The following is a 24,843-nucleotide window of genomic DNA, read 5'->3' as shown; positions in this document are numbered from 1 at the left end:
GCGTAAAGGTTTGGTGACGGCAGGTCAGCCAGCAATGGGGTCTGGGCTTGAACCAGTGTGTCTGAGTGGAGGCCCTGCCGTCACCGCCTGTGTTGTTGTACCGGGTCGTCCGCCGGGTGAGCCAATTGGGGATTGGACGCGGAAACGCGAGCCACGGATCCTGTGATCTTTGCCCGGACACTGCGGCGGTACCAAGGTTTCTCTGGGGCGGGTTCCGCCAGGGCGGTAGCAGTTCATCGCACGCCGCTTGATCCATATGGGTGACAGGCACGACTCGGTCGTAGCCGGCATCGAGGAAACGGGTTCGACCTGAAACAACAGGCAGGACGCGCAGAAAAGAAAAGCCCGCCATCAAAGGGCGGGCGGGAGATGTGTTCGCGCTTGACTACGGCCGGCTAATGGGTGTCCCTGATTGTTTAGTGGCCGGGTCAGTTCAATGACTCGAAACCGCATTGTTCAGACACTTTAGAAAATACTTGTACCATGGCGAGGACAAAAACAAATTGCAAACGGGATGATAATGTTCGATGCCCCCAAAAAAAATGAATTTACGCAGGGCACCGTTTTCTCTTGTGCTTACGGAGAAAACTATAAAGATGGACCAGTCTACGGGCTGGTGATTACAGCACGTTGTGACGCCGTCCAAGAGAAGGTGCCAGTTTTTAACTATTTTCCCCTTGTGCCACTTTCCTCTTGGATTCTCAACGAAGGGGCTGCACTTGTATTAGAGCGGATTGAGGCGGACAGCCTAAACACAATTCGCAATTATCTTAAGGCCGCTAAACTTTCGGACTCATTGCTCAAGAGCCATAGTCCTGATGCAATCTACAATGCACATTTCAGGGCTCATGAGAACGAAAAGGGTAGGAAAAGCCAATGCGACAAGTTTCGCGAGGCAGCGAAACAGTTTAGTGAAACTCATGCATTGCTGCTGGGCAGCCGAGTAGATACCCAGAAACTCAAGGAGCATCTTGTGCCGCATCAAGGGAAAGTGGACGCAGTGCTTAAAGAACTCGCGGGCCATCGCCTTGCTGGCTACTACTTGTTGCGTGAGTTGGAATCATTGGAAGATGGTGTCAGTGGTGACTATGTTGCATTATTGCGCGAAGTACACCATATCCCATCATCGGTAGCTAAGCAGATTGCAAAAGGTATATCTGCAGAAGGCGGAGACTTTGTCGAGGGCGCACTCTCAATATGTCCAAAGTTCCGCTTCAAAAATGATATTTCGCTACCGGTTGGTAAGCTGAAATCACCTTGGATTGAACACCTTATGCAAAACTTTGCGATGCTTTTCTCTCGTATTGGCGTTAAAGACAATGACTTCGAGGATGTAAAGAAATCATTGTCGAATATTGGGCTGGGGGGGTGAATGAAATACCTATATGTGGACCAGGAGGCAGCACAAGAACTAGTCTCGGAGCGGACGTTGCAGTCAGCCGAATTCCAATCTGGAAAGCTCTTCTTGGCTTTCATGCGGTCGGAAATTAAATCGCTGGTCTTGAGTTCAAAGGTTGCCGCTCTCGACAATGATGAAGGCGGTTTTATTGTTGCCCCGGCTTTGAAGCCATTGAACTACATCGTATTTGACCTTGAGGAGGCACCACGCCTACTTAAACTTGACGATAATGGGATTTTGCTTGTTTTGCAGAAGACACTACGGTTCGCCACAAAGCACTGGAGTGGCCTTAAGCCAAGTTCACATGAGCGCATCATAGGAAACGGCAAAGCCGTTGTGTTTCCGTATCCAATTGGCATGCAGACGGAATTGCGAGTGGCCATTGAGAGACACCCCGACGAGAAGCGGCGAAGCAAGCGTGAACAAGGTTTGGCCATGTTGGTTTATAAGTTCTCGGATGACGAGGGCGAGGGCGTTGCCGAGGTCCCACGACTTACTAATTTCCGCAAATCAGTCGAGGCTAAGGACAGTGCGTATGCAGCCGCAAAAGTTCTTATAGAACAAAGCCATCAAAAGACACATCCTGGAAGTAGGGCTATCGCTGTGACAGCGCTGGATACAGATGGCCACATTCGCCCCGCATTTCAGGTGGGCCTAGATGGGTGGAGCGACGTTTTAACTACTGCGCAGCTTGAGTTTGTAAATCGTCGCTTAGACGTCCCCCACAGAATTGAAGGGCCTGCTGGCACGGGAAAGACACTCTGTCTTGTGCTGAAATGCCTTAAAACACTCAAAGATGCTCGATCCGAGAATAAAGACTATCGAGCTCTATTTGTCGCTCATAGTGAAGCGACCAAGCGAGCTATTGATAATTTGTTTGCCATAAATGACCAAGATAATTTCTTTGGTTCTGACAAAGCGATTATGGGTTCACCACAGACCCTGTATGTAACTACGCTACAAAACTTGTGTGCCCGCCTGCTTCATCAGGAAATTTCTGAATCGGAGTTGGTTGACCGTGATGCCTATGAATCGAAGCTGGTCCAGGCCCTATACGCAAGGGAGGCAATTGACAGCGTCCTAAGCAAAGAGCTTGAGTCGCACAAGCCATTTTTGTCCAAGACCTTTATTGATTTTCTTTCGCGTACTGACCCTTGGGTTATTGCCGAAATGTTGAGGCATGAGATAAGTGTGCAAATTAAGGGACGGGCAGACCAGGACTTGAACAAGTACAAAAAGTTGCAAAGGTTGAAAAACGGATTGCCCATCGAGACAGAAGGCGATCATGCGTTTGTCTTTTTAATGTATGAACGTTATCAGCAGGAGCTTGTTGTATCTGCACAATTTGATACGGACGATGTTGTTTTGAGCGCAATCTCCCAGCTAAATACGCCAATTTGGCGCCGCCGTCGCACGCGCGAGGGATACGACGGCATCTTCATTGATGAGACGCATCTATTTAACCTCAACGAACTTTCTGTATTCCACCGACTCACGAGAAATGAGGCTACGCAGCCGATTGCTTACTCTGTTGACAAGTCACAGGCGCTTGGAGATAGGGGGTGGACCAATGAGGCGTTTGATCTTGCTTTCGCCCCCGACTCAGCTGCCGGCGAGTCCACCCCGACGCCAGTCAATTCAATCTTTAGGTGTTCACCAGACATCGTAAATCTGGCTTTTTCAGTGACATCGTCAGGCGCTACGCTTTTTACGAACTTTCACAATCCGCTGACTGCGGCCGTTAGTGCGTTCACCGCGGACGAGGAACGTAGGACAACTGAACCAATCATGCGGCTGTACCCTTCAGATGAAGCCATGCTAACGGATGCCTTCGTGCGTGCAGACACATTAGCGAGGGAGATGGACGTGGCTAAAGCTGATGTGGTCATCATCGCATTTGGAGACGACATCTTCAAAGAACTTCAAAACAGAGCGAGTTCCTTGCACAAGCCGGTTGAGGTTGTAAAAAGTCGGGGCGACCTTGAGGCTGTTAACCGGGCGCGTCAGTCTGGGCGATTTGTGCTCACCGCACCAGAGTTCGTTGGTGGACTGGAGTTCTTAGGGGCTGTGTTGGTGGGGGTCGACGGAGGGCGGGTGCCGCCGAAAGGTGGGACTACGTACGAGGACAGCCAAAACTTTCTGAGCTATGCGTCCCACCAGCGTGTCTATGTGGCGCTAACACGCGCACGTTTTCGTGTTGAGATTTTGGGTACGAAGGCAAGAGGAGTTAGTTCCATCTTGTCCTCTGCCGTGCAATCGAAGTTGCTTTCAGTGTGCGATGCGTAATGAATTGCTGAGTAGTTCGTCCACCATTTGCAACAAATACATATGGTAGTTTGCTCTTGGCTGAACTCAACTCAGGGCAGACCCACCTACCCCTTTCTCTTGCCCGCCGCAGCAAGGGCCGCCTCTCCCCGCCCCAGCAAGTATTCCAGAAACGCCCGCGCCACCACCGACAGCTGCCGCCCGGCCGGATACACGGCGTACCAGTGGCGCAGGATGGGAAAGCCTTCGACGTCGAGCACGGCGAACTGGCCGGGCTGGTTGAGGGTGAGGGTGTGGCGGGAGAGGGCGGAGATGCCGAGGCCGGCGAGGATGGCCTGTTTGAGGGCCTCGTTGCTGCCCAGTTCCAGGCGCGGGCGGAGGGTGATGTCTTTTTCGGCAAAGCACCGTTCGATGGCGTTGCGGGTGCCGGAGCCTTTCTCCCGCATCAGCCAGGGTTCCTGCGCGATGCGCTGCAGCGGGATTTTCTTCTTGCGCGCCAGCGGGTGGTCGGGCGCGGCCAGCACGACGATGGGGTTGTCCATGATGGGGGTTGCGACGACGTCGATGTCTTCCGGCGGCTGGCCGAGGAAGTACAGGTCGTCCAGGTTGTCGGCGATGCTGGCGAGCACCTGTTCCTTGTTGGTGACGCGCAAGGACACGTCGATGCCGGGATACAGTTTGGCGAATTCGCCCAAGAGGCGCGGGGCGAAATAGGAGGCGGTGGTGATCGCCATCAGGCTCAGGCGGCCCTGCTTGAGCCCCTGCCGCTCGGCCACCGACATGGTGTAGTGATCCATGATGTCGAAGATTTCGCGGGTGGCCTGCGCCAGTTGCTGGCCGTCGGGGGTGAGGCGGATTTTCTTGCCGACCTGTTCGATCAGCGGCACGCCGACGGTTTCCGCCAGTTTTTTCATCTGCATGGAGACGGTGGGCTGGGTGAGAAAAAGCTCTTCGGAGGCGCGGGTGAAGCTGCCTAGGCGGGCGATGGCTTCGAAAATTTCCAGCTGGCGGAAGGTGGTGTGCTGGCGCATGGCAAGGTCGCGGCTCCGGAATTTACATAGATAAAAGTCTATCCTGAAAATAGAAAAAATCGACTGTTATTGATGGTTTATCTCCTGCACTATGCATTCCATCGTGCATGACCGCTTCCGGCGTGACGCGTAAACCTAACCTTTTGCTAGGAGGAATCATGGCTGTTAAGACTTATAACGCTGGCGTGAAAGAGTACCGCCAGACGTACTGGACCCCGGAATACACCCCGCTGGATACCGACATTCTGGCCTGCTTCAAGATCACCCCGCAGCCGGGCGTGGATCGCGAAGAAGTTGCCGCCGCGGTGGCCGCCGAGTCGTCGACCGGCACCTGGACCACGGTGTGGACCGACCTCTTGACCGACCTCGACTACTACAAGGGCCGCGCCTACCGCATCGAAGACGTGCCCGGCGACGACACCTGCTTCTACGCCTTCGTGGCCTACCCGATCGACCTGTTCGAAGAAGGTTCGGTCGTCAACGTGCTGACCTCGCTGGTCGGCAACGTGTTCGGCTTCAAGGCGCTGCGCGCCCTGCGTCTGGAAGACATCCGCTTCCCGATCGCCTACGTCAAGACCTGCGGCGGCCCGCCCGCCGGCATCCAGGTGGAACGCGACCGCATGAACAAGTACGGCCGTCCGCTGCTGGGCTGCACCATCAAGCCGAAGCTGGGTCTGTCCGCCAAGAACTACGGCCGCGCCGTGTACGAATGTCTGCGCGGCGGTCTCGACTTCACCAAGGACGACGAGAACGTCAACTCGCAGCCGTTCATGCGTTGGCGCGACCGTTTCGCCTTCGTTCACGAAGCGACCCTGAAGGCCGAGCGCGAGACCGGCGAGCGCAAGGGCCACTACCTGAACGTGACCGCGCCGACCCCGGAAGAGATGTACAAGCGTGCCGAGTTCGCCAAGGAAATCGGCGCACCGATCATCATGCACGACTACCTGACCGGCGGCCTGACCGCCAACACGGGTCTGGCAAACTGGTGCCGCGACAACGGCATGCTGCTGCACATCCACCGCGCCATGCACGCCGTGCTCGACCGCAACCCGCACCACGGTATCCACTTCCGCGTGCTGACCAAGGTGCTGCGTCTGTCGGGCGGCGACCACCTGCACTCCGGCACCGTCGTCGGCAAGCTGGAAGGCGACCGCGAAGCGACCCTGGGCTGGATCGACACCATGCGCGACGAGTTCATCAAGGAAGACCGTAGCCGCGGCCTGTTCTTCGATCAGGACTGGGGTTCCATGCCCGGCGTGATCCCGGTTGCCTCCGGCGGCATCCACGTGTGGCACATGCCCGCGCTGGTCAGCATTTTCGGCGACGACTCGGTGCTGCAGTTCGGTGGCGGCACGCTCGGCCACCCCTGGGGCAACGCCGCCGGCGCCGCCGCCAACCGCGTCGCGCTGGAAGCCTGTGTGGAAGCCCGCAACCAGGGCCGTGCCATCGAGAAGGAAGGCAAGGACATCCTGACCGCTGCTGCCGCGCACAGCCCGGAACTGAAAATCGCCATGGAAACGTGGAAAGAGATCAAGTTCGAGTTCGACACCGTCGACAAGCTGGACGTCGCGCACAAGTAAGACGGTAAGGCGTGAAGGGTGAGGAGTGAGGCGTATCGTCCTCCCCCGCCTCACGCCTCACGCCTAACGCCTCACCCAATTCGAAAGGAAATGAAATGTCTGAAGTGATGGATTACAAAAGCCGCCTGAGCGACCCCGCCAGCCGCAAATTCGAGACCTTCTCCTATCTGCCCGCCATGACCGCGGACAACATCAAGAAGCAGGTCGAGTACCTGGTGAAGAAAGGCTGGAACCCGGCGATCGAGCACACCGAGCCCGAGCACCTGATGGACTCCTACTGGTACATGTGGAAGCTGCCGATGTTCGGCGAAACCGATGTGGCGCGCGTGCTGGCCGAAGCCGAAGCCTGCCACAAGGCCAACCCCAACAACCACGTCCGTCTGATTGGCTACAACAACTTCAATCAGTCGCAAGGTGCGTCGATGGTGATTTTCCGCGGCAAGACGGTTTAAGTCGCGACGGGTGACCGTAACAGCCCCCGTCGCCCGCAGGGCGCGGGGGCTTTTTTTGTTTGTTTTGTTTATCCGCGAAGGACGCGAAGGGGCGCGAAGGAGAATCTTCAAAACGCGCGTACCGCTTGAAGCACCCTGACAAGCACCGGGTCGTTTTCCACGGCCCGGGGGGTTCTTCGCGTTTCTTCGCGTTCTTCGCGGATGAATAAACTAAGGAATCCAAATGAGCAACATCGTCGATCAGTACCGCATCACCCAGGAACCCTACTACCGTCCCGTCGCCGACGAGGTCGAGCTGTACGAAGCCGCCTATTCGGTGCGCATGCCGATGATGCTGAAGGGCCCCACCGGCTGCGGCAAGACGCGCTTCGTCGAATACATGGCGCACAAGCTCGGCAAGCCCTTGATCACGGTGGCGTGCAACGAGGATATGACCGCCAGCGATCTGGTCGGCCGCTTCCTGCTGTCCGCATCCGGCACCGAGTGGCAGGACGGACCCCTGGCCATCGCCGCGCGCCACGGCGCGATCTGCTATCTGGACGAAGTGGTCGAGGCGCGCCAGGACACCACCGTGGTGATCCACCCGCTGACCGACAACCGCCGTGTGCTGCCGCTGGAAAAGAAAGGCGAGCTGGTGCACGCTCACCCGGATTTCCAGATTGTGATTTCCTACAACCCCGGCTACCAGAGCCTGATGAAGGATCTCAAGCAGTCGACCAAGCAGCGTTTCGGCGGGCTGGATTTCACCTACCCCGAGCACGCCATCGAGACCGAGATCGTCGCGCACGAATCGGGCGTTGATGCCGGCATCGCCGGCAAACTGGTGTCGATCGCCGAGCGCAGCCGCAACCTCAAGGGCCACGGCCTCGACGAGGGCCTGTCGACCCGCATGCTGATCTACGCCGGCTCGCTGATCGCCAAGGGCGTCAACCCGCAGGCCGCCTGCCGCGTCGCGCTGGTGCGCCCGATCACCGACGATCCGGACATGCGCGACGCGCTGGACGCGGCGGTGTCGACGTTCTTCTGAATGCGTGAGGCGTAAGGGGTGAGGGGTGAGGCGTAAAACCCGCCGCCATCCTAACGCCTAACGCCTAACGCCTAACGCCTAACGCCTAACGAAACCATGTCGATCAAACTCGAAGACTACGCTGAACTGCTGGAAGACCTGTCGCCGCACAGCCGGGAGGCGCTCGAGGCCAACTGGCACGAAGCCACCAAGGTGTTCTCGCCGCGCGGGCTGGACAACTACCTGAAGGGGGTGTCGGCGATTCGCGGGCTGGGGCGCGGCGATAGCCTGGTCGAAACCTGGATCGAGCAGGCGCCGCATGTGGCCAAGGAAGTGGGCGAGGATGTGGTGGCCGATCTGGCGACCGCCTCGCTGATGCTGGCCTCGAAAACCTCGGGCGCGGTGATCGAGCTGCTGCTCGCCAGCGCGCCGACCGCCGCCAGCCGGCTGGGCGACGCCGAACTGTTCCTCAAGTACCTGCAGTTCATCAATACCCTGATCGCGCAGGCGCCGCGCGGCGTGCGGCCGATGCTCGACAAGCTGGAAGTGCTGTTCCAGCACCTGACCCTGGGCGGTCTGCGGCGCTGGGCGCTGTGGGGCGCGCACGCGCACCGCACCAACTACGAGGAGCAGATCAAGTACTTCGGCCTGGAGTCGAAGGAATCGCTGGCGATGCTGCAGAAGGAGCGCAAGGGCACGCTGCTGGTCGACGTGCAGCGCCGCATCAATATGTATCTGCGCGCGCTGTGGGCACGCGATTTCTTCATGCGCCCGACCTCCGGCGATTTCGAGTCACGCGAAGGCTATCGACCCTATATCGAGGATTACCTGCTGCACCTGCCTGACGCCTTCGACGACTTCGCCATCGGCGGGGAGGAGCCGGTTTCCGGCCTCGAACTCTATCGCGCCGCCGCTGCGCATTGCGCCGCGCACATCGTCGAAACCCGGCAACCGATCTCGGCCGAGTCGCTCAACCCGATGCAGATGGCGGTGATTTCCGTGATCGAGGATGCGCGGGTCGAGACGCTGACGATCCGCCGGTTCCCTGGCCTGCAGCTACTCTGGCGCCGGCTGCATCACGCCACTCCCGACCAGGATCAGAGCGTGGGCGACTATCTCAACCGGCTGGCGCGGGCGCTTCTGGACGACAGTTATCAGGACGACGATGCGTGGATTGCGGAAGGCCGCGCGTTGTTTGCCGTGGCGCAAGACCAGTTGAATAGCCACCAGATATCGTGGGACATCGGCGTGCAGCTGGCACACGGCCTGTTGCAGAAAAAAATGCCGTTCAACCCGCGCACGGATGTGCTGAGCGCCCCCTATCGCGACGACAATCGCTACTTCTGGGAATTCGAGGAATTCGATTTCGACAAGGCAGCCAGTGCTGGCTACGATTCCGTCAAACAGGTTCGCAAGTATGTGAGCGTGATGGAGATGGTCAACGAAATCGACACCGAAACGGCGGGTGACGACGCCGAGGAAATCTGGGTGCTGGGTACCGAGCTGTTTCCCTACGAGGACATCGGTGCCGAGAGCAACGGCAAATCCTTCAACGAAACGGAAGGCAGGGAGCCGGCATCCGATCCTTTCCATTATTCGGAATGGGACTACCAGATCCAGCTGGAGCGCCCGGCCTGGGCGACGGTGCTGGAAAAGCGTGCCAAATCGGGCGACCTGCAGGTGATCGACGACATTACCGCCAGGTACAAGCGCGAGATCCACCGCATGAAATTCCTGCTCGACGCGATGCAGCCGCAAGGCGTGCAGCGCATCCGCAAGCTGGAGGACGGCGACGAGATCGACATCAACGCGGCGATTGCCAGCTTCACCGACATCCGCCTCGGCAACCAGCCCGACCCGCGCATCATGATGCGTTCGGTCAGGAAGACGCGCGATTTTTCCATCCTGGTGCTGCTCGACCTGTCCGAGTCGACCAACGAAACGGTGCAGGACCAGGAATACTCGGTGCTTGACCTGACGCGCCAGGCCTGCGTGCTGCTGGCCGACGCGATCAACAAGGTGGGCGATCCGTTTGCGATCCACGGCTTCTGCTCGGACGGCCGCCACGACGTCGAGTACACCCGCTTCAAGGATTTCGACCAGCACTGGGACGAGGTGCCGAAGGCCAGGCTCGCCGGCATGACCGGGCAATTGTCGACCCGCATGGGCGCGGCGATCCGCCACGCCGGCCACCATCTCAAATTGCAGCGCTCGGCGAAGAAGCTCTTGATCGTCATCACCGACGGCGAGCCGGCCGACATCGACGTGCGCGATCCGCAGTATCTGCGCTACGACACCAAGAAGGCGGTGGAAGAAGTGGCCCGCAACGGCGTGACGACCTACTGCATGAGCCTCGACCCGCGCGCCGACAACTACGTGAGCCGCATCTTCGGGCAGAAGAATTTCATGGTGGTCGATCACGTGCAGCGGCTGCCGGAAAAGCTGCCGCTGCTGTACGCGGGTCTGACGCGTTGAGGGGTGGCCGGCAGCTTTCAGTGCAGGCTAACTTGCTTCAGCAAGTTAAGGCGCGAAGCGGCGGCCGGAGCTAAAAGCTCCCGCTGCTTTATGCGGGCCTGACACGGTGACGGACGCCTTCGGCGGGCTAATGCCGGCGTAGCCGAGCGGTGGCATGGCCCCGCCCGAATGCCGGAAGGCGCGCCAAAGCAGGCGCAGGGTTCTGCTGTCCTGGCTTATTGGGTCTTCGGGTTGGCGGCGGGGGCCGTCAGCCATTCGGGCAGCTCGCGCGATCCCGCATGCTCGAGGATGTACTGGTGAATCAGTCTGCGCACCACTTGCGAGGAGGTGAGGTCGTGCTGTGAGCAGATTTCCTCGAAGAGTTGTTTCTTTCTCGGATCGATCAGGAACGTCATTCTGGCGGTGCGGTTTTCCATGGGCCTAACATGTGCATGGGATGTGCGTTCAATGATAACTGGATTATCATTTTGACACCATGTAAGATGATGTTGGTTTGATGAATAAAACACCCGACACCCCTTACCCGAGAGCCACGCCAGCGCTCCTGCCACCCCGGCAGGGTGGCTTGCCGCGGGCGGGTGTCGCCGTGCGCACCGCCAGGGGCGGTCGATGAGCGGGCAGACGCAGTCCGCACCCCGACCGCTGCTCGAACTGCCGGGCAGCGTCTCGGGCGAACCCGTCACGGTACGCGTGCTTGAACCGGAGCAGGGCGACCCGGTGCGGCTCTATGAGCAGATCCTGAGCGGCCGCTATTCCCGGCCTTTCATCATCGACGATGGCGAGACGCGGCAGCTGCTGTTCGGTCTGGACTTCATCCAGAGCTCCATGCGCCTCGACGATCCCTACGCCCTCGATTTTGCCTATACCCGCAAAATGATGGCTTTCCTGTTGTTCGCGCCCGACCCGGGGCATGTGCTGATGATTGGATTGGGGGGCGGTTCGCTGGCCAAGTTCTGCCATCGCCATCTGCCGCGCACCCGCCTCACCGTGGTCGAAGTCGACCCCGACGTCATTGCCCTGCGCGGCGAGTTCGACGTCCCCGACGATACGCGCCTGGCGATCGTCCAGGCCGACGCCGCCGATTATCTGCCCGCGGCCGAGGCCGACACCGACGTCCTGCTGCTGGACGGCTTCGACTCGGCCGGCATCGCCCCGACTTTCCTCAATCGCGGTTTCTACCGGGCGGCGCGCCGCCGGCTCAGGGCGGGCGGCGTGCTCGTCGCCAACTTCGCCGGGCCGAGCAAATACTGGTACCGGCACTTCGATTTGCTGAGCGAAGCCTTCGCCGGGCGCGTGCACCTGGGAACTGTTCCGGGCGGCGACAATCATATAGGCTTTGCTTTTTCCGAAGCCGCCTGTTCCCTCGACTGGGAACAGCTGGAGGAACGGGCGGGGATACTCGCCGACCGGTTCCCGCTCGATTTTTCAGCTATCGTGCACAGCCTGCGGGAGGGGGCTGAATTGCGTTGGGTGAAGACTTCCCGCCGTCAAAGTCTTGCCATTCCCAGTAACCAGGTGACCCAGCCATGCAGAGAATCCATCAATATCTGAAAGAGCGGGGCGAACAGCTCGATTCCGAGATCGCCGCCGCAACGCGAATCCCGTTGGCGGACTTGCGCCTTCATCTGACGGAAATGTCGAAACGGGGGGACATCATCGTGTGCCACTCGACGCGCTTCATCAAGGGCAAGAAAACCGAAGGGATGCTGTGCCGGGTATCGGGCTATATTCCGGCCGCCAGCCCCGGCAGAAAGCCCAAAGCCAAGGCATCCTAGGCGGCGTTGCGAATGCCCGGCCGCCTGCCCGTCGCGCGCGGCGCGATTCGCCCGCCTAAGTCCCGGTGCTTTCCCGGCCCTGGCTGACCGCCGCAAGAATGCCCTGCAACAGGGCTGTCGGGGTGGGCGGGCAGCCCGGCACTGCGACGTCGACCGGGATGACGTTGGCAACCTTGCCGCACGAGGCGTAGCTCTCGCCGAATAGTCCGCCGCTGCAGCCGCAGTCGCCCATGGCAACCACCCACTTGGGTTCCGGCATGGCATCGTAGGTGCGCTTGAGCGCGACTTCGAGGTTGCGCGAGACCGGGCCGGTGACCAGCAGCATGTCGGCATGGCGCGGACTGGCCACGAACTTCACCCCCATGCCTTCGATGTTGTAGTGCGGTCCGTTGAGCGCGTGGATTTCCAGTTCGCAGCCGTTGCAGGAACCGGCGTCGAGGTGGCGGATCGCCACCGACTGACCGAATACCTTGAGGATGTCCGCGTGCAGTTCCTGCTCGCGGGTGCGCAGCGCGGGGTCGGCCTGCGGCGCCGGTTCGGAGACGATGCCGGTCTGGAAGATCTTCTGCAGGATGAGGTGTGTAGCCATGGTTTATGGTGAGGGGTTAGGCGTGAGGCGTGAGGTGCAAGGCGGAACGGAGCGTGGGCCTGGTTTTCCCCCTCACGCCTGACGCCTCACGACTCACGATTTTCATAAATCCACTCCGCTGTAGGAAAGGTTGAACGATTTGTTGATGAGCGGGAAGTCGGGAACGATGTTGCCGAGTACCCCCACCTCCACCAGCGGCCAGTTCTGCCATGAGGGATCGTGCGGGTGCACGCGGTCGAGCCTGCCGTCCGCGCCGATGCGTACCGCCACCACGACTTCGCCGCGCCAACCTTCCACCCAGCCGATGCCTTCGCACACGTTTTGAATGGCGGTGAGCGGCGCATGCAGGTCGCCCGCCGGCAGGCATTCGAGAAGCGCGCGCACCAGCCGCAGCGATTCGTGAACTTCGGCAAAGCGCACCTCGGCGCGTGCCAGCACGTCGCCGCTCCGCTGGGTCGCCATGTTGACGTCGAGCTGGTCATAGGGCGCCAGCGGAAACTGGGCGCGGGCGTCCCAGGCCTGCGCGCTGGCGCGGCCGGCCAGGCCGGTCAGCCCCAGCCTGGCCGCCAGTTCGGGCTTCACGATGCCGGTGTGGGTGAAGCGGTCCTGCAGCGTGGCATGCTCGTCGTAGATGGTCTTGAGCGAACGCACTTCCGCTTCGATGCGGTCGGCTTCCGCCGCGAGTTCTGCGCGGCCGCCGTCGTCGATGTCGACCGTCACCCCGCCCGGCACGATGCGGTCGTACAGGTAGCGGTGGCCGAACAGTTTCGCGCTGAGCCGCAGCCAGTCTTCCTTCAGCCGCCAGAACTGCATGAAGCCGAAGGCGAGCGCAACGTCGTTGCCGAGGTAGCCGAGGTCGCCCAGATGATTGGCGATGCGCTCGATTTCCAGGAACAGTGCACGCAGCCACACGGCGCGGTCGGGCACGGTGCTGGCGGTGGCCATTTCCACCGCCATGCAGTAGGCCCAGGTGTAGGCGCTATGGGTGTCGCCGGACACCCGCCCGGCGAGCTTGGCGCCGGTATCGATATCCATGCCCTCGAAGCGCTTTTCGGTGCCCTTGTGGGTGTAGCCCATGCGCTCTTCCAGCCTGAGGATGCGCTCGCCGATGACTGAGAAGCGGAAGTGGCCCGGTTCGATGGTGCCGGCATGGATCGGACCGACTGCGATCTCGTGCACGCCTTCGCCTTCGACGCGGATGAAGGGGTAGGCGTCCGTTGGCGTGAGGGGTGAGGGGTGATAACCAGCGACTTGCCCGCTTGCGGGCTTAGTCGAATGGCTAGTAGTTCTATCAGGGGTGAGGCGGGTGAAGTCCTTGCGCAACGGGAATTCATCTTCGGCCCAGGCGGTGTGGCGCAGCCACTTGCGCTGGTCCACCGCGTCGCTGGCGCGGATGCCGAGCAGGTCGAAGGCCGCGCGCTGCATGCGGTCGGCCTGCGGGAAGATGTGGGCGAGGTCGGGATAGGCCGGTGCATCGGCCGGTAGGGCGCAACTCACCCAGGCAAGTCCGGAACTGGTGAGCAGGGCGACATGAATGCCGAAGCCGCCGCCCGGCGCACGGTCGTCCGAACCCCACAGGGCGACGAGCTGCCCCCCTTCTTCCTTGACCGCGCGTGCCAGCGCAAGCATCTGGCCGGTTTCCATCCGGCCGCGCCAGATGTGCTTGCCAAGCGGATCGAGATGCCAGTCGTGTTCGCCGATCTTCATTTCAGCCTCCCAGGAGTTGCGCAGCCTGCCGGTACCAGCCGGCAAGGTAGGGCGGAATGAACAAACCCAGCATCAGCACCAGGCCCAGATGCAGGAACACCGGCGCCAGTGCGGGCTGGTAGGGCAGCTTCGGCAGTTCGGTCTCGCCGAATACCATCGGCTGCACCTTGCCGAAGATCGAGGCGAAGGCCACCCCCAGCGCCAGCAGCAGGAAGGGCGTGGCCCAGGGGTGTTCGTGCATGGCGGTGGTGATGATGAGGAATTCGCTGGCGAACACACCGAACGGCGGCACGCCGAGAATGGCGACGGTGCCCAGCATCAAGCCCCAGCCGATGGTGGGATTGGTGCGGATCAGGCCGCGGATGCCGCCCATCAACTGGGTGCCGGCCTTCTGCGTGGCGTGGCCGACGGCGAAGAAGATCGCCGACTTGGTGAGCGAGTGCATGGTCATGTGCAGCAGCGCCGCAAAGTTGGCCACCGCGCCGCCCATGCCGAAGGCGAAGGTGATGAGGCCCATGTGCTCGATCGAGGAGTAGGCGAACATGCGCTTGACGTCGGTCTGGCGCTTGATCAGGAAGGCGGCCAGCACCACCGAGAGGAGGCCGAAGCCCATCATCAGGTTGCCCGCCAGGTCGGTGCCGAGCGCGCCGTCGACCAGCACCTTGGAACGCATCACCGCGTACAGCGCGACGTTGAGCAGCAGGCCGGAGAGCACGGCGGACACCGGGGTCGGGCCTTCGGCGTGGGCGTCCGGCAGCCAGCTGTGCAGCGGTGCCAGGCCGACCTTGGTGCCGTAACCGACCAGCAGGAAGACGAAGGCGAGCGACAGCACTGTCGGCTCCAGCTGCGCCTTGACGCCGTTGAGATGCGTCCACAACAGCGCGGTGCCGCCCGAGCCGAGCACCTTCTCCGCAGCGAAGTAGAGCAGGATGGTGCCGAACAGCGCCAGCGCGATGCCGACGCCGCACAGAATGAAATACTTCCACGCCGCCTCCAGCGAGGCCGGGGTGCGATACAGCGACACCAGCAGCACGGTGGCCAGCGTCGCGGCCTCCATGGCCACCCACAGGATGCCCATGTTGTTGGTGGTCAGCGCCAGCAGCATGGCGCCGATGAATATCTGGTAACTCGCGTGATACAGGCGCAGCCGCTGGTCGTTGAGCTTGCCGTGCTCCGTCTCGATCCGCATGTAGGGGCGCGAGAACAGCGCGGTGGTGAAGGCGACGAAGGCGGTCAGCGCGACCAGGAAGACGTTGAACGAGTCGATGAAGAACCAGCCGGCGCCCACCATCATCGGGCCTTGCTCGATGATGCGGTGGGTCAGCAGCGCGGCCGCCAGCAGCGTTGCCAGACTGAACAGCGCATTGATTTCCGGCGCGTGCCTGCGGCAGCCCCACAGCGCCAGGAAGATGCCGCCGGTCAACGGAATGCCGAGTAGCCAGTAGATTTCCACGACTTATTTTTCCTTGAGCTTTTCCATGTGTTTCAGATCCAGCGAATCGAAGGTTTCACGAATCTGGAAGAAGAAGATGGAGAGTACGAACACCCCCACCATCACGTCGAGCGCCACGCCCAGTTCCACCACCAGCGGCATGCCGTAGGTGGCGCTGGTGGCGGCGAAGAACAGACTGTTTTCCATCGCCAGAAAGCCGATCACCTGGGGAATCGCCTTTTTGCGGGTGATCATCATGAGGAAGGCAAGCAGCACGCAGGCGAGTGCGATGCCCAGGGTCGAGCGCATCACCGTGCCGGACAGTTCCGAGATGGGCAGCGCCAGGTTGAAGGCGAAGATCACCAGCGCGATGCCGATCAGCATGGTGGTGGGGATGTTGATCATCGGCTCGACGTCGCGGTCGACGTCGAGTTTTTTCACGATGCGGTTGAAGTACCAGGGCATCGCGATCACCTTGAGCGCCAGGGTGAGCACGGCCGAGTAGTACAGGTGGTGCTGCTGGGTCGACCAGGCCACCAGCGCGGTCGACGCCGCCAGCGCCGCGCCCTGCCAGGCGAACAGGGTGATGAGCCCGGCGATGCGGCGCTGCGACAGCATGGCAAAGGAGATCAGCAGCAGCAGGGCTGCCAGCAGGTTGACGATCTGCAGGTGGTAGCTCAGCGTCATGTCAGACCTCCAGCAGGAAGTGGATCAGCATGCCCAGCACCGCCAGCAGGAAGGCGGTACCGAGATATTCCGGCGCGCGGAACAGCCGCACCTTGGCCGAGATGGCTTCGATCAATGCCAGGAAGGCGCCGCCCAGCATGAGCTTCAGCAGCATCGCGCCCACGGCCAGAGCGAGCGCCCCGGCGTCGCCCCGCGCCGCAATGCCCCACGGCAGGAACAGCGCGATGCCGAGCGCCGAATACGTGAACAGCTTCAAGGCGACGGCCCACTCGATCAGCGCCAGATGGCGGGCGGAATACTCCAGGATCATGGCCTCGTGAATCATGGTCAGTTCGAGGTGGGTGGTCGGGTTGTCGACCGGAATGCGGGCGTTTTCCGCCGTCGAGACCATCCAGAACGCCACCGCCGCGAAGGCCAGGCTGGGGTAGATCACGAATTCCTTGTGCGCCAGGGTTTCGACGATCACCGGCAGCTCAGTCGACTGCGAAATCAGGCTGGCGGTGAAAAACACCATCAGCAGCGCCGGCTCGGCGAGGAAGGACACCAGCATCTCGCGGCGTGCGCCGAGGCTGCCGAAAGAGGTGCCGATGTCCATCGCCGCCAGCGCCAGGAACACGCGCGCCAACGCGAAAATGCCGACCAGGGCAATGACGTCGGCGGCGGGCGAGAACGGCAGGTCGTTGGCGATGGTCGGCACGATGCCCGCCGCCAGCGCCATGCAGGCGAAGATCATGTAGGGCGCGAAGCGGAACAACGGGCTGGCATGGTGCGCGATCACCGCGTCCTTGTGGAACAGCTTCTTCAGCGTGCGGTAGGGCTGGGTGATCGGCGGCGCGCTGCGCCCCTGCAGCCAGGCGCGGCACTGGTTGACCCAGCCCATCAACAGGGGCGCCAGCAGGATGGCCAGCAGGGTCTGGGCGAGTTGCAGAAGGATGCCGGTACTCATCGTGTGAAAACCAGAAGAAAGATCAAGGTGGCGAAGCTGTAGATCAGGTACCACTGGATGCGGCCATGCTGCAGCCGCCCGGCCTGCTCCGACAGCCAGCCCGTCACCCGCGCGATCGGTTCATAGAGAACGAACCACAGCTTGTCGAGCGAGGCGCCGCTGTAGCGCGGCTTGCGGTCGAAGGGATCGGGGGTTTCCCGCTCCACCCGCATGAACACTTCGAAGATCTGCCTTATCGGCTGGCCGAAACCTTCGGCGCTGTCCTGCATGCGCGCATCCTGCTCCGGATAGCCGCAGTCCCATGGATCGCTGCGGCGCACCCGGCCGTGGTAGATGCGCCGCACCCACAGGATGGTCAGCAGCAGCACCGCTGCCACCACGGCGAAGAAAATCAACGGCGCGTAGCTTGCGCGTTCCGCCGAGACCGGCGCCAGTATCAGCCAGTTGCCGTCGTTCACCAGCGACTGGCCGGTCAGTTGGCGCACCACGGGGGCGAGCCAGCCGACGACCTGGGTGGGGAACAGGCCCAGCAGCACGCAGCCGGCCGCCAGCCATAGCATGCCGAGGCGTTCCGGCCAGCCGGCCTCGTGCGCCTGGTGCAGCGCCGGGTCGCGCGGCTGGCCGAGGAAGACGACGCCATAGAACTTGACCATCACGTAGGCGGCGAGCGCCGCAGCCAGCGCCACGGTGGCGGCGGCCACCGGGATCACCATGTTGAGGTAGGGCTGGTTGAGCCCCGGGGTGAGCAGGAAGGCCTGCAGCAACAGCCATTCCGAGACGAAGCCGTTCAACGGCGGCAGGCCGGCGATCGCCAGCGCACCGACCAGGGTCAGCCAGGCGGTCCACGGCATGAAGCGCATCAGGCCGCCCAGCCGCCCCATGTTGCGCTCGCCGGTGGCGTGCAGCACCGAGCCGGTGCCGACGAACAGCAGGCCCTTGAAGAAGGCGTGGTTGAGCGCGTGATAGAGCAGCGCGGTGAGCGTCAGCGCCGCCAGCGTACCCTTGCCGTCGGTATAGAAAATCAGCGTCAGGCCAAAGGCGGCGATGATGACGCCGATGTTCTCGATCGACGACCAGGCCAGCAGCCGCTTCATGTCCGACTGCACCGCGGCGAAAATCACGCCGTACAGCGCAGTAATCAAACCCAGCGCCAGCGCCAGCGTGCCCCACCAGCCGATCTGCACGTTGAGCAGATCGAAGGTCACGCGCAACAGGCCGTAAATGGCGGTCTTCAGCATCACCCCCGACATCAGCGCGGACACCGGCGAGGGTGCGGCCGGGTGGGCTTCCGGCAGCCACACGTGCAGGGGCACCAGCCCTGCCTTGGCGCCGAAACCGAACAGCGCCAGCAGGTAGGCGGCCGAGGCCCAGAACGGGGTCATCTCGGCCAGCCGCATGGTGTCGAAGGTGTAGTCGCCGTGCCCGCCCTGCAGCACGCCGAAGGTGAGCAGCAGCGAGATCGCACCGACGTGCGCGATCAGCAGATAGAGAAAGCCGGCGCGGCGGATTTCGGGAATCTTGTGGTCGGTGGTGACGAGAAAATAGGACGACAGCGCCATCACTTCCCACGCCACCATAAAGGCGTAGGCATCGTCGGCCAGCAGCACCGTGACCATGCCCGCCAGGAACAGGTGGTACCACAGGCCCAGCAGCGCGAGCGGGCCCGCGGCCATGCTGCGGAAATAGCCGGAGGCATACACGCTGACGCCGAATGCCGCGCCGCCCAGTAGCACCATGAAAAAGGCGGACAGGGCGTCCAGCCGCAAATGGAAAGGCAGGTCGGGCAAGCCGATGGGCAGCACGGCCGTGGACGCGGGCCCGGTCATCCCGGCCACGCCCACCCCCGCAATGGCGAGCGCACCGAGCGCGCCGAGCGGAAACACCAGCCGGCTCAGCCGCTGCTGCGCGCCTTGCAGCAGCAGGGCGGCAAACCCCAGTGCCAGCCAGAACAACACGACGCCCCAGGCCCATTGGACCGGATCGGCGAAATAGGAAGAAAGCCCGTTTGTCATGTTCAAGAAAACCTGCCGCCAGGTGACACCGCGCAGAAAAGATCGTCCGCTGCATTTTCGCCCAGCTGCTCGTAAATCGCAGCGATCGCCTGGTCTTCCGTGGCAAACAGATTGTTCTGGCCGATGACGTCGTGCAGGCCGGTGGCGCGCATCACGTCCAGTACCTGCCGCTTCAGGCCGCTGAACACCAGCGTGATACCGGTGCTGCGCAGGCGTTCGACCAGGTGATGGACGACTTCCTCGCCGGACGCGTCCAGCTGGTTGATGCCGTCGCCCACCACCAGTACGTATCTGGCGTCGGGGTGGTTGGCCACCGCTTCCAGTACCGCGTCCTCGAAGTAGGCGACGTTGGCGAAGTAGAGCGAGCCGTCGAAGCGGATCGCCACCAGGTGCTTGCTGGTGGGCAGGTCCGGGTAGACCTTGAGATCGCGCAGGGTACCGTCGCTGTAGCGGCCGAGAATGGCGACGCGCGGCGACATCGTGCGGTACAGATACAGGCCGAGCGCCAGGCCCGCGCCCACCATGATGCCGTTGTCGAGATGCGGCGCAAACGCAAGGGTGGCGATAAAGGTTGCCACGGCGGCGATGCCGTCGTGCTTGCTGGCGTGCCAGGCGTGCTTGACCGCCTTGAGATTCACCAGCCCGATCACCGCCATGATGATGATGGCGGCCAGCACCGCCTGCGGCAGGTGGTACAGCAGCGGCGTCAGGAACAGCAGCGTCAGCAGCACGAACAGTGCGGTAATGACCGAGCTCATGCCGGTTTTGGCGCCCGCATTCATGTTGACCGCAGAGCGCGAGAACGAGCCCGACACCGGGAATGCCTGGGTCAGGCTGCCCACCACGTTGGAAAGCCCCTGACCGATCAATTCCTGATTGGGGTCGAGGCGCTGCCGGGTTTTGGCGGCGATGGCCTTGGCAATGGAAATGGCTTCCATGAAGCCCACCAGCGAGATGACCAGCGCCGTGGACAGCAGCGAGCCGAGGGCGTCCAGATTGAAATCGGGCATCTTCATGCTGGGCAGCCCTTCGGGGATTGCGCCTACCACTTCGCCGCCGCCCACCAGCTTGAAGTCGCTTGCGGTGAGCTTGCGCAGCCGGTAGCGCGTATCGTCCAACGCCACGTCCTGCGGGGCTCGATCCAGTGCATAAATGGCGAGGGTCGCGCCGTCCGCATCCACGCTGCGCACGACTTGCAGATGCCGCAGCGCGGCTTTTTCCTTGTTGAATGCCGCTTCCGCGGCGCGGGCTTCAATGCGGGCGAGTTCCAGCTCGGCCGCCATCTGTACGGTGCGAACGTTGTCTCCGCCCGCCGTTTTCTGCATGGACTTGAGCGCAGCGGATTTTTCCACGATCGATGTATTGAGGTCATCCACCCGCCTGGCGGCCGCCATGCTTTGCTGCACCACGGCCAGCAATGCCGGGTCGGCGATCTGCTCGGGCTTGCCGGCCGCGTTTCTTTCGAAGCCGATCGACCACGACAGCAGCGTCGTCACCACGACCGCAATCAGCACACCAGGCAGCTTCGGCTTGTATTTTCTGATGCCCCACATGATGGCGATCGCCAGCACGCCCATCGCCAGCGTCGGCAGGTGGGTGTCGCCGATCAGCCTGAACACGCCGACGATGTCGTTGATGAAGTGTTCGCTGCGCCCCATCGGCACGCCGAACAGCTTGGATACCTGCGACAGCCCGATGATCATCGCCGCCGCATTGGTAAAGCCGACGATGACCGGATGCGACAGGAAGTTGACGATCACCCCCAGCTTGAACACGCCCAGCAGCAACTGCACGATGCCTACCAAGAGTGCCAGCATGATGGCCAGCGCGACAAACTGGTCCGACCCCGGCGTGGCGAGCACCGCCAGCGACGATGCGGTGAGCAGCGATACCACCGCAACCGGCCCGGTGGCGAGCTGATTCGAACTGCCCCACAGTGCCGCCACCGCCACCGGCAGGAACGCCGCATACAGGCCGAAATAAGCAGGCATCCCGGCCAGCTGCGCGTAGGCCATGGACTGCGGGATCAGCACCAGCGCCACGGTGATGCCAGCCAGGAAATCGGCCTTGAGGATGTCGCCCTTGAGGGGAAACCAGTGCAGGAACGGAAAGAATTTTTTCAGGGAAGCAGGCATGAGCGGGTTTTTTCTGTGGGGCGGGGTTCAGTGCTTCTTGTCGTGCGCAGCGGCGGTCACCAGCGGGCATTCAAGACGTTTCCAGGGGTCGCTGGTGCGGTCCTGAGCCAGCGCCTCCCAGCCTTCGCGCGAGTCGATCACCAGCGCCGCGATATGTTCGTGGGCGTTGGCATAGTCCACCAGATCGCGCCGCCGCAGGCTGGGTTTCACTGCCAGGCTGAACGGTAAGCCGGCTTCGCGCAGTGTGGCCAGAAAGCTGTCCAGTTCGGGCGGGGGCGCCTCGCCGGCAGCAATGACCTGGATTTCCAGATCGGCTTCGAGGCGGCGGCAAAGTTCGAGCGCGGAAGTCAGCAAGCGTGGCTCCACATGGCCTTCGCGCACGGCGAGGAGGACGGTTCGTTGTTTGCCGGGATGCGTCATGGGGCGCGCTTGATTGATGGACAAGCCGTTAGAGCAGCATCCGTGCCAGTCCGGCGATTTCATGCAAGGGATTGAATTTACGCATGAAATGCCGGGCCATGCGAGTGTGCGTGTGAGGCTGCGTGTTGCGAATAGAAATGGTTCGAGCGTTTCCATGCCGCCGGAACGGGTTAAATTTACGTTAAATCTTTGTTACGAATGAATTAATTTTACAATACGCCAGCTTGTTGCAATGCGTGTGTTTGTATTGCATTTGGCAACACCCAGTGGCATGCTGGCGCCATGCATTCGCTGCGCCGCAAGATCACGCTCGGGTATTACGCGCTGGCCACCCTGACCGTCGGCCTGTCCGTGTTCGCTTTTTTCGAGTTGCGGCTCATCGGCGACAAGGTCGTCGCGGGCGGCCACATCGCCGAATTCTTCGACGCCACCCTGGAAATCCGCCGCTTCGAGAAAAACATTTTTCTCTATCGGCAGGCGGAGGACCTGGCCGAAAACCGGGCCTATATCCGGCAGGCGCAGGCGCTGCTGCAGAATCACCGCGCAGCCTTCGTCACCTTCGCCGGCGCGCGCCAAACCGACGCGCTGGCACGCTCGCTGCGGCGTTACGCCGCACTCATGGAGACCTACACGGCAGGCGATCCGGCCCCGGCCGCCGATCTGGAAAACGAAATCCGCCAGATCGGCAAGGCGCTGGTCAACGCGGCCGAGGCGATCGCCCGCGCCGAACGGACGGGCCTGCAAGCCTCGCTGGACCGGCATCGCCAGGTGCTGGCCGGCTCGATCGTGTTTCTGGCGCTGGCGGCGGTGGCGATCGGGCTGCTGGTGTCGCGGCGCGTCGCACGCCCGCTGCAGCGCCTGGAAGAGGACATGGCGGCGGTGGCCAGCGGCAGGCTGACCCGCCTGCAGCCGGTCTCGCCCGATCGCGAAATTGCTTCGCTTACCCAGGCTTTCAACCAGGTGATGCGCGAACTGGAGCTGCGTCAGCAGCAACTGTTGCGCGCAGAGAAGCTGGCCTCGCTCGGCACCCTGCTGTCGGGGGTGGCGCATGAGCTCAACAATCCGCTGTCGAATATTTCGAGTTCCTGCCAGATCCTGCTGGAGGAGGGCGGGGCGGCCGATCCCGCGCTGCGCGACGAACTGCTGGCGGAAATCGACGCGCAGACGCTGCGCGCGCGCAACATCGTGCGCTCGCTGCTGGACTTTGCGCGCGACCGCGAAATCCGCCGCGAAATCCTGCCGCTTGCGCCACTGATCGAGGAAACCCTGCGCTTCGTCAAGGGCCAGGTGCCCAGCCGCGTCGCCGTGACGGTCGATATTCCGGCGGACCTATGCGTGACCGGCGACCGCCAGCGATTGCAGCAGGTGTTTCTCAACCTCATCCGCAACGCCCTTGAGGCGGTGGACGCCGCCGGCCATGTGGCGCTTGTCGCCCGGCTGCGTCCGGCGGGGCGCGCCGCGCCGGACGGCAAGAACCTGTTTGCCTTCGGCCATTGCGCCAGCAGCGGCAAGATGGTCGACATCGAGGTGCGCGACGACGGCCACGGCATCCCCGCCGACCTGCTGCCGCGCATCCTCGATCCCTTCCTCACCACCAAGGAGGTGGGCAAGGGGTCGGGGCTGGGGCTGTTCATCGCCTTCGAGATCGTCGAAGAGCATGGCGGCTGCATCGCCGTGGAAAGCGAACCCGGCACGGGAACGGTTTTCCATGTCTGCCTGCCCGCGCAGGAAAATACCCGTCCCCAAGGGGGCATAGAACGACCGGAGGACGCATGACCAGCGGCAAGCTTCTGATCGTGGACGACGAAAAAGTCGCCATGAAAAATCTTGAGCACGTGATGAAAAAAGAGGGCTACGCGGTCACCGCCACCCAGAGCGGGAGCAACGCCCAGGCCCTGCTTGAAAAGCAGTCCTTCGACGTGGTGCTCACCGACCTGCGCATGGAGAAGGTGGACGGCATGCAGATACTGCGGCGCTGCCGCGAAAGCCACCCCGATACCGAAGTCATCCTGATCACCGGCTACGCCACCCTGGAATCCGCCGTCGAGGCGATGAAGCACGGCGCCTTCTACTACATCGCCAAACCCTACCGGCTGGACGAGGTGCGCAAGGTGGTGGCCGAAGCGCTGGAGAAAATCCGCCTCAAGCGCGAAAACCGCAGCCTCAGGGAACAGGTGGAAAGCTACCAGGGCAAGGTGCGCATCCTCACCCAGGATCACCACATGCAGCACCTGCTCGACATGGCGCGGCAGGTTGCGCCGACCGACTGCAACATCCTCGTCACCGGCGAATCCGGCACCGGCAAGGAGCTGTTTGCCCGTTACCTGCACCACCACAGCCGGCGCGCGTCCGGCCCCTTCGTGGCGGTGAACTGCGGCGCCTTCAACGAGGAGCTGCTGGCCAACGAGCTGTTCGGTCACGTCAAGGGCGCTTTTACCGGCGCCCACGCCGACAAGCAGGGGTTGCTGGAAGCGGCCAGCGGCGGCACGCTGTTTCTCGACGAGATCACCGAAATGTCGCCCGCCATGCAGGTCAAGCTGCTGCGCGCGATCCAGGAAAAGGAAGTGCTGCCGCTGGGCGCCACCCGGCCCCTCGCGGTGGACGTGCGTTTCATCGCCGCCACCAATCGCGACGTGCAGGAAATGGTCAAGGCCGGCGGCTTCCGCCAGGATCTCTATTTCCGTCTCAACGTCGTCAACCTGCACATCCCCGCCTTGAGCGCCCGCAAGGAAGACGTGCCGCTGCTGGCCCAGCATTTCCTGCTCAAGCATGCTGCCCTGATGGGCAAGGATGTCGGCGAGCTTGCGCCCGACACCCTCGAACTGCTGCGCGCCTACGATTTTCCCGGCAACGTGCGCGAACTGGAAAACATCGTCGAGCGCGGCGTCGCGCTCTCCAGCGGCCACCGCATCGAGCCCGCCCAGCTGCCGGA

General features: G+C 62.1%; 20 protein-coding genes. 10 read left to right on the top strand and 10 right to left on the bottom strand.

The features are described 5' to 3' along the window. Positions 1–520: 520 nt before the first annotated feature. Both Q0L94_RS04990 and Q0L94_RS04985 read left to right on the top strand, forming a co-directional pair. Positions 521–1,372 (top strand): hypothetical protein, encoded by an 852-nt coding sequence (locus Q0L94_RS04990; protein ID WP_296750714.1) that lies wholly within the window; start codon positions 521–523, stop codon positions 1,370–1,372. Then, on the top strand, positions 1,373–3,685 hold the full coding sequence (locus tag Q0L94_RS04985; protein ID WP_296750712.1) for a UvrD-helicase domain-containing protein: 2,313 nt from the start codon (positions 1,373–1,375) through the stop codon (positions 3,683–3,685). An 86-nt stretch (positions 3,686–3,771) separates the two neighbouring features. Here Q0L94_RS04985 and Q0L94_RS04980 read toward each other — a convergent pair whose 3' ends face one another. After that, a complete protein-coding gene (locus tag Q0L94_RS04980; protein ID WP_296750708.1) occupies positions 3,772–4,695 on the bottom strand; it encodes a LysR family transcriptional regulator in 924 nt (307 codons plus the stop codon). Positions 4,696–4,853: 158 nt separating this feature from the next. Between Q0L94_RS04980 and Q0L94_RS04975 the strand changes: the two genes are divergently transcribed. The 4 genes from Q0L94_RS04975 to Q0L94_RS04960 all read left to right on the top strand — a co-directional run bounded on the left by Q0L94_RS04975 (position 4,854) and on the right by Q0L94_RS04960 (position 10,208). Beyond that, positions 4,854–6,275, top strand: coding sequence for a form I ribulose bisphosphate carboxylase large subunit (locus tag Q0L94_RS04975; RefSeq protein ID WP_296750706.1), 1,422 nt, complete (start codon positions 4,854–4,856; stop codon positions 6,273–6,275). Positions 6,276–6,370: 95 nt separating this feature from the next. Beyond that, complete coding sequence (locus tag Q0L94_RS04970) at positions 6,371–6,727, top strand: ribulose bisphosphate carboxylase small subunit (protein WP_296750704.1); 357 nt, start codon at positions 6,371–6,373, stop codon at positions 6,725–6,727. A 223-nt stretch (positions 6,728–6,950) separates the two neighbouring features. After that, positions 6,951–7,754, top strand: a complete 804-nt coding sequence (locus tag Q0L94_RS04965) for a CbbQ/NirQ/NorQ/GpvN family protein (RefSeq protein WP_296750702.1) — start codon at positions 6,951–6,953, stop codon at positions 7,752–7,754. A gap of 96 nt (positions 7,755–7,850) precedes the next feature. Next, on the top strand, positions 7,851–10,208 hold the full coding sequence (locus Q0L94_RS04960) for a nitric oxide reductase activation protein NorD (protein WP_296750699.1): 2,358 nt from the start codon (positions 7,851–7,853) through the stop codon (positions 10,206–10,208). A 215-nt stretch (positions 10,209–10,423) separates the two neighbouring features. Here the strand turns inward: Q0L94_RS04960 and Q0L94_RS04955 are convergent, their stop codons facing one another. Continuing rightward, a complete protein-coding gene (locus Q0L94_RS04955; RefSeq protein WP_296750697.1) occupies positions 10,424–10,624 on the bottom strand; it encodes a CopG family transcriptional regulator in 201 nt (66 codons plus the stop codon). Positions 10,625–10,817: 193 nt separating this feature from the next. Here Q0L94_RS04955 and Q0L94_RS04950 point away from each other — a divergent pair, with 193 nt between their 5' ends. Both Q0L94_RS04950 and Q0L94_RS04945 read left to right on the top strand, forming a co-directional pair. Further along, positions 10,818–11,759: a spermidine synthase gene (locus Q0L94_RS04950; protein WP_296750695.1), complete on the top strand. Its 942-nt coding sequence runs from the start codon at positions 10,818–10,820 to the stop codon at positions 11,757–11,759. After that, the gene (locus Q0L94_RS04945) at positions 11,735–11,983 is read left to right on the top strand and encodes an ArsR family transcriptional regulator (RefSeq protein WP_296750692.1); all 249 of its coding nucleotides are present in this window, start codon (positions 11,735–11,737) and stop codon (positions 11,981–11,983) included. Before Q0L94_RS04950 ends, Q0L94_RS04945 begins: the two co-directional genes overlap by 25 nt. A 55-nt stretch (positions 11,984–12,038) precedes the next feature. On the opposite strand, the gene Q0L94_RS04940 is transcribed toward Q0L94_RS04945, so the two are convergent. The 8 genes from Q0L94_RS04940 to Q0L94_RS04905 all read right to left on the bottom strand — a co-directional run bounded on the left by Q0L94_RS04940 (position 12,039) and on the right by Q0L94_RS04905 (position 21,935). Then, the gene (locus tag Q0L94_RS04940; protein ID WP_296750690.1) at positions 12,039–12,572 is read right to left on the bottom strand and encodes an NADH-quinone oxidoreductase subunit B family protein; all 534 of its coding nucleotides are present in this window, start codon (positions 12,570–12,572) and stop codon (positions 12,039–12,041) included. Between the two features lie 102 nt (positions 12,573–12,674). Next, positions 12,675–14,279 carry an NADH-quinone oxidoreductase subunit C gene (locus tag Q0L94_RS04935; RefSeq protein WP_296750688.1) on the bottom strand — a complete coding sequence of 535 codons (1,605 nt, stop codon included), beginning with the start codon at positions 14,277–14,279 and terminating at the stop codon, positions 12,675–12,677. A gap of 1 nt (position 14,280) precedes the next feature. Beyond that, complete coding sequence (locus Q0L94_RS04930) at positions 14,281–15,732, bottom strand: hydrogenase 4 subunit F (protein ID WP_296750685.1); 1,452 nt, start codon at positions 15,730–15,732, stop codon at positions 14,281–14,283. Between the two features lie 3 nt (positions 15,733–15,735). Continuing rightward, the gene (locus Q0L94_RS04925) at positions 15,736–16,398 is read right to left on the bottom strand and encodes a formate hydrogenlyase (RefSeq protein WP_296750683.1); all 663 of its coding nucleotides are present in this window, start codon (positions 16,396–16,398) and stop codon (positions 15,736–15,738) included. Between the two features lies 1 nt (position 16,399). Beyond that, positions 16,400–17,344, bottom strand: a complete 945-nt coding sequence (locus Q0L94_RS04920) for an NADH-quinone oxidoreductase subunit H (protein ID WP_296750680.1) — start codon at positions 17,342–17,344, stop codon at positions 16,400–16,402. Continuing rightward, complete coding sequence (gene hyfB, locus Q0L94_RS04915; RefSeq protein WP_296750677.1) at positions 17,341–19,356, bottom strand: hydrogenase 4 subunit B; 2,016 nt, start codon at positions 19,354–19,356, stop codon at positions 17,341–17,343. Before hyfB ends, Q0L94_RS04920 begins: the two co-directional genes overlap by 4 nt. A 2-nt stretch (positions 19,357–19,358) precedes the next feature. Beyond that, the gene (locus Q0L94_RS04910; RefSeq protein WP_296750674.1) at positions 19,359–21,491 is read right to left on the bottom strand and encodes a SulP family inorganic anion transporter; all 2,133 of its coding nucleotides are present in this window, start codon (positions 21,489–21,491) and stop codon (positions 19,359–19,361) included. Positions 21,492–21,518: 27 nt separating this feature from the next. Then, complete coding sequence (locus tag Q0L94_RS04905) at positions 21,519–21,935, bottom strand: hypothetical protein (RefSeq protein ID WP_296750671.1); 417 nt, start codon at positions 21,933–21,935, stop codon at positions 21,519–21,521. Between the two features lie 258 nt (positions 21,936–22,193). Here Q0L94_RS04905 and Q0L94_RS04900 point away from each other — a divergent pair, with 258 nt between their 5' ends. After that, on the top strand, positions 22,194–23,687 hold the full coding sequence (locus Q0L94_RS04900) for a HAMP domain-containing sensor histidine kinase (protein ID WP_296750668.1): 1,494 nt from the start codon (positions 22,194–22,196) through the stop codon (positions 23,685–23,687). After that, a partial coding sequence (locus Q0L94_RS04895; RefSeq protein ID WP_296750665.1) for a sigma-54 dependent transcriptional regulator occupies positions 23,684–24,843 on the top strand: 1,160 nt, incomplete at its 3' end. The genes Q0L94_RS04900 and Q0L94_RS04895, both read left to right, overlap by 4 nt.

It is taken from the genome of Thiobacillus sp., assembly GCF_024708915.1.
The sequence above is the reverse complement of the archived record's forward strand: the minus strand, read 5'-3'. Positions and strand labels throughout refer to the sequence as shown.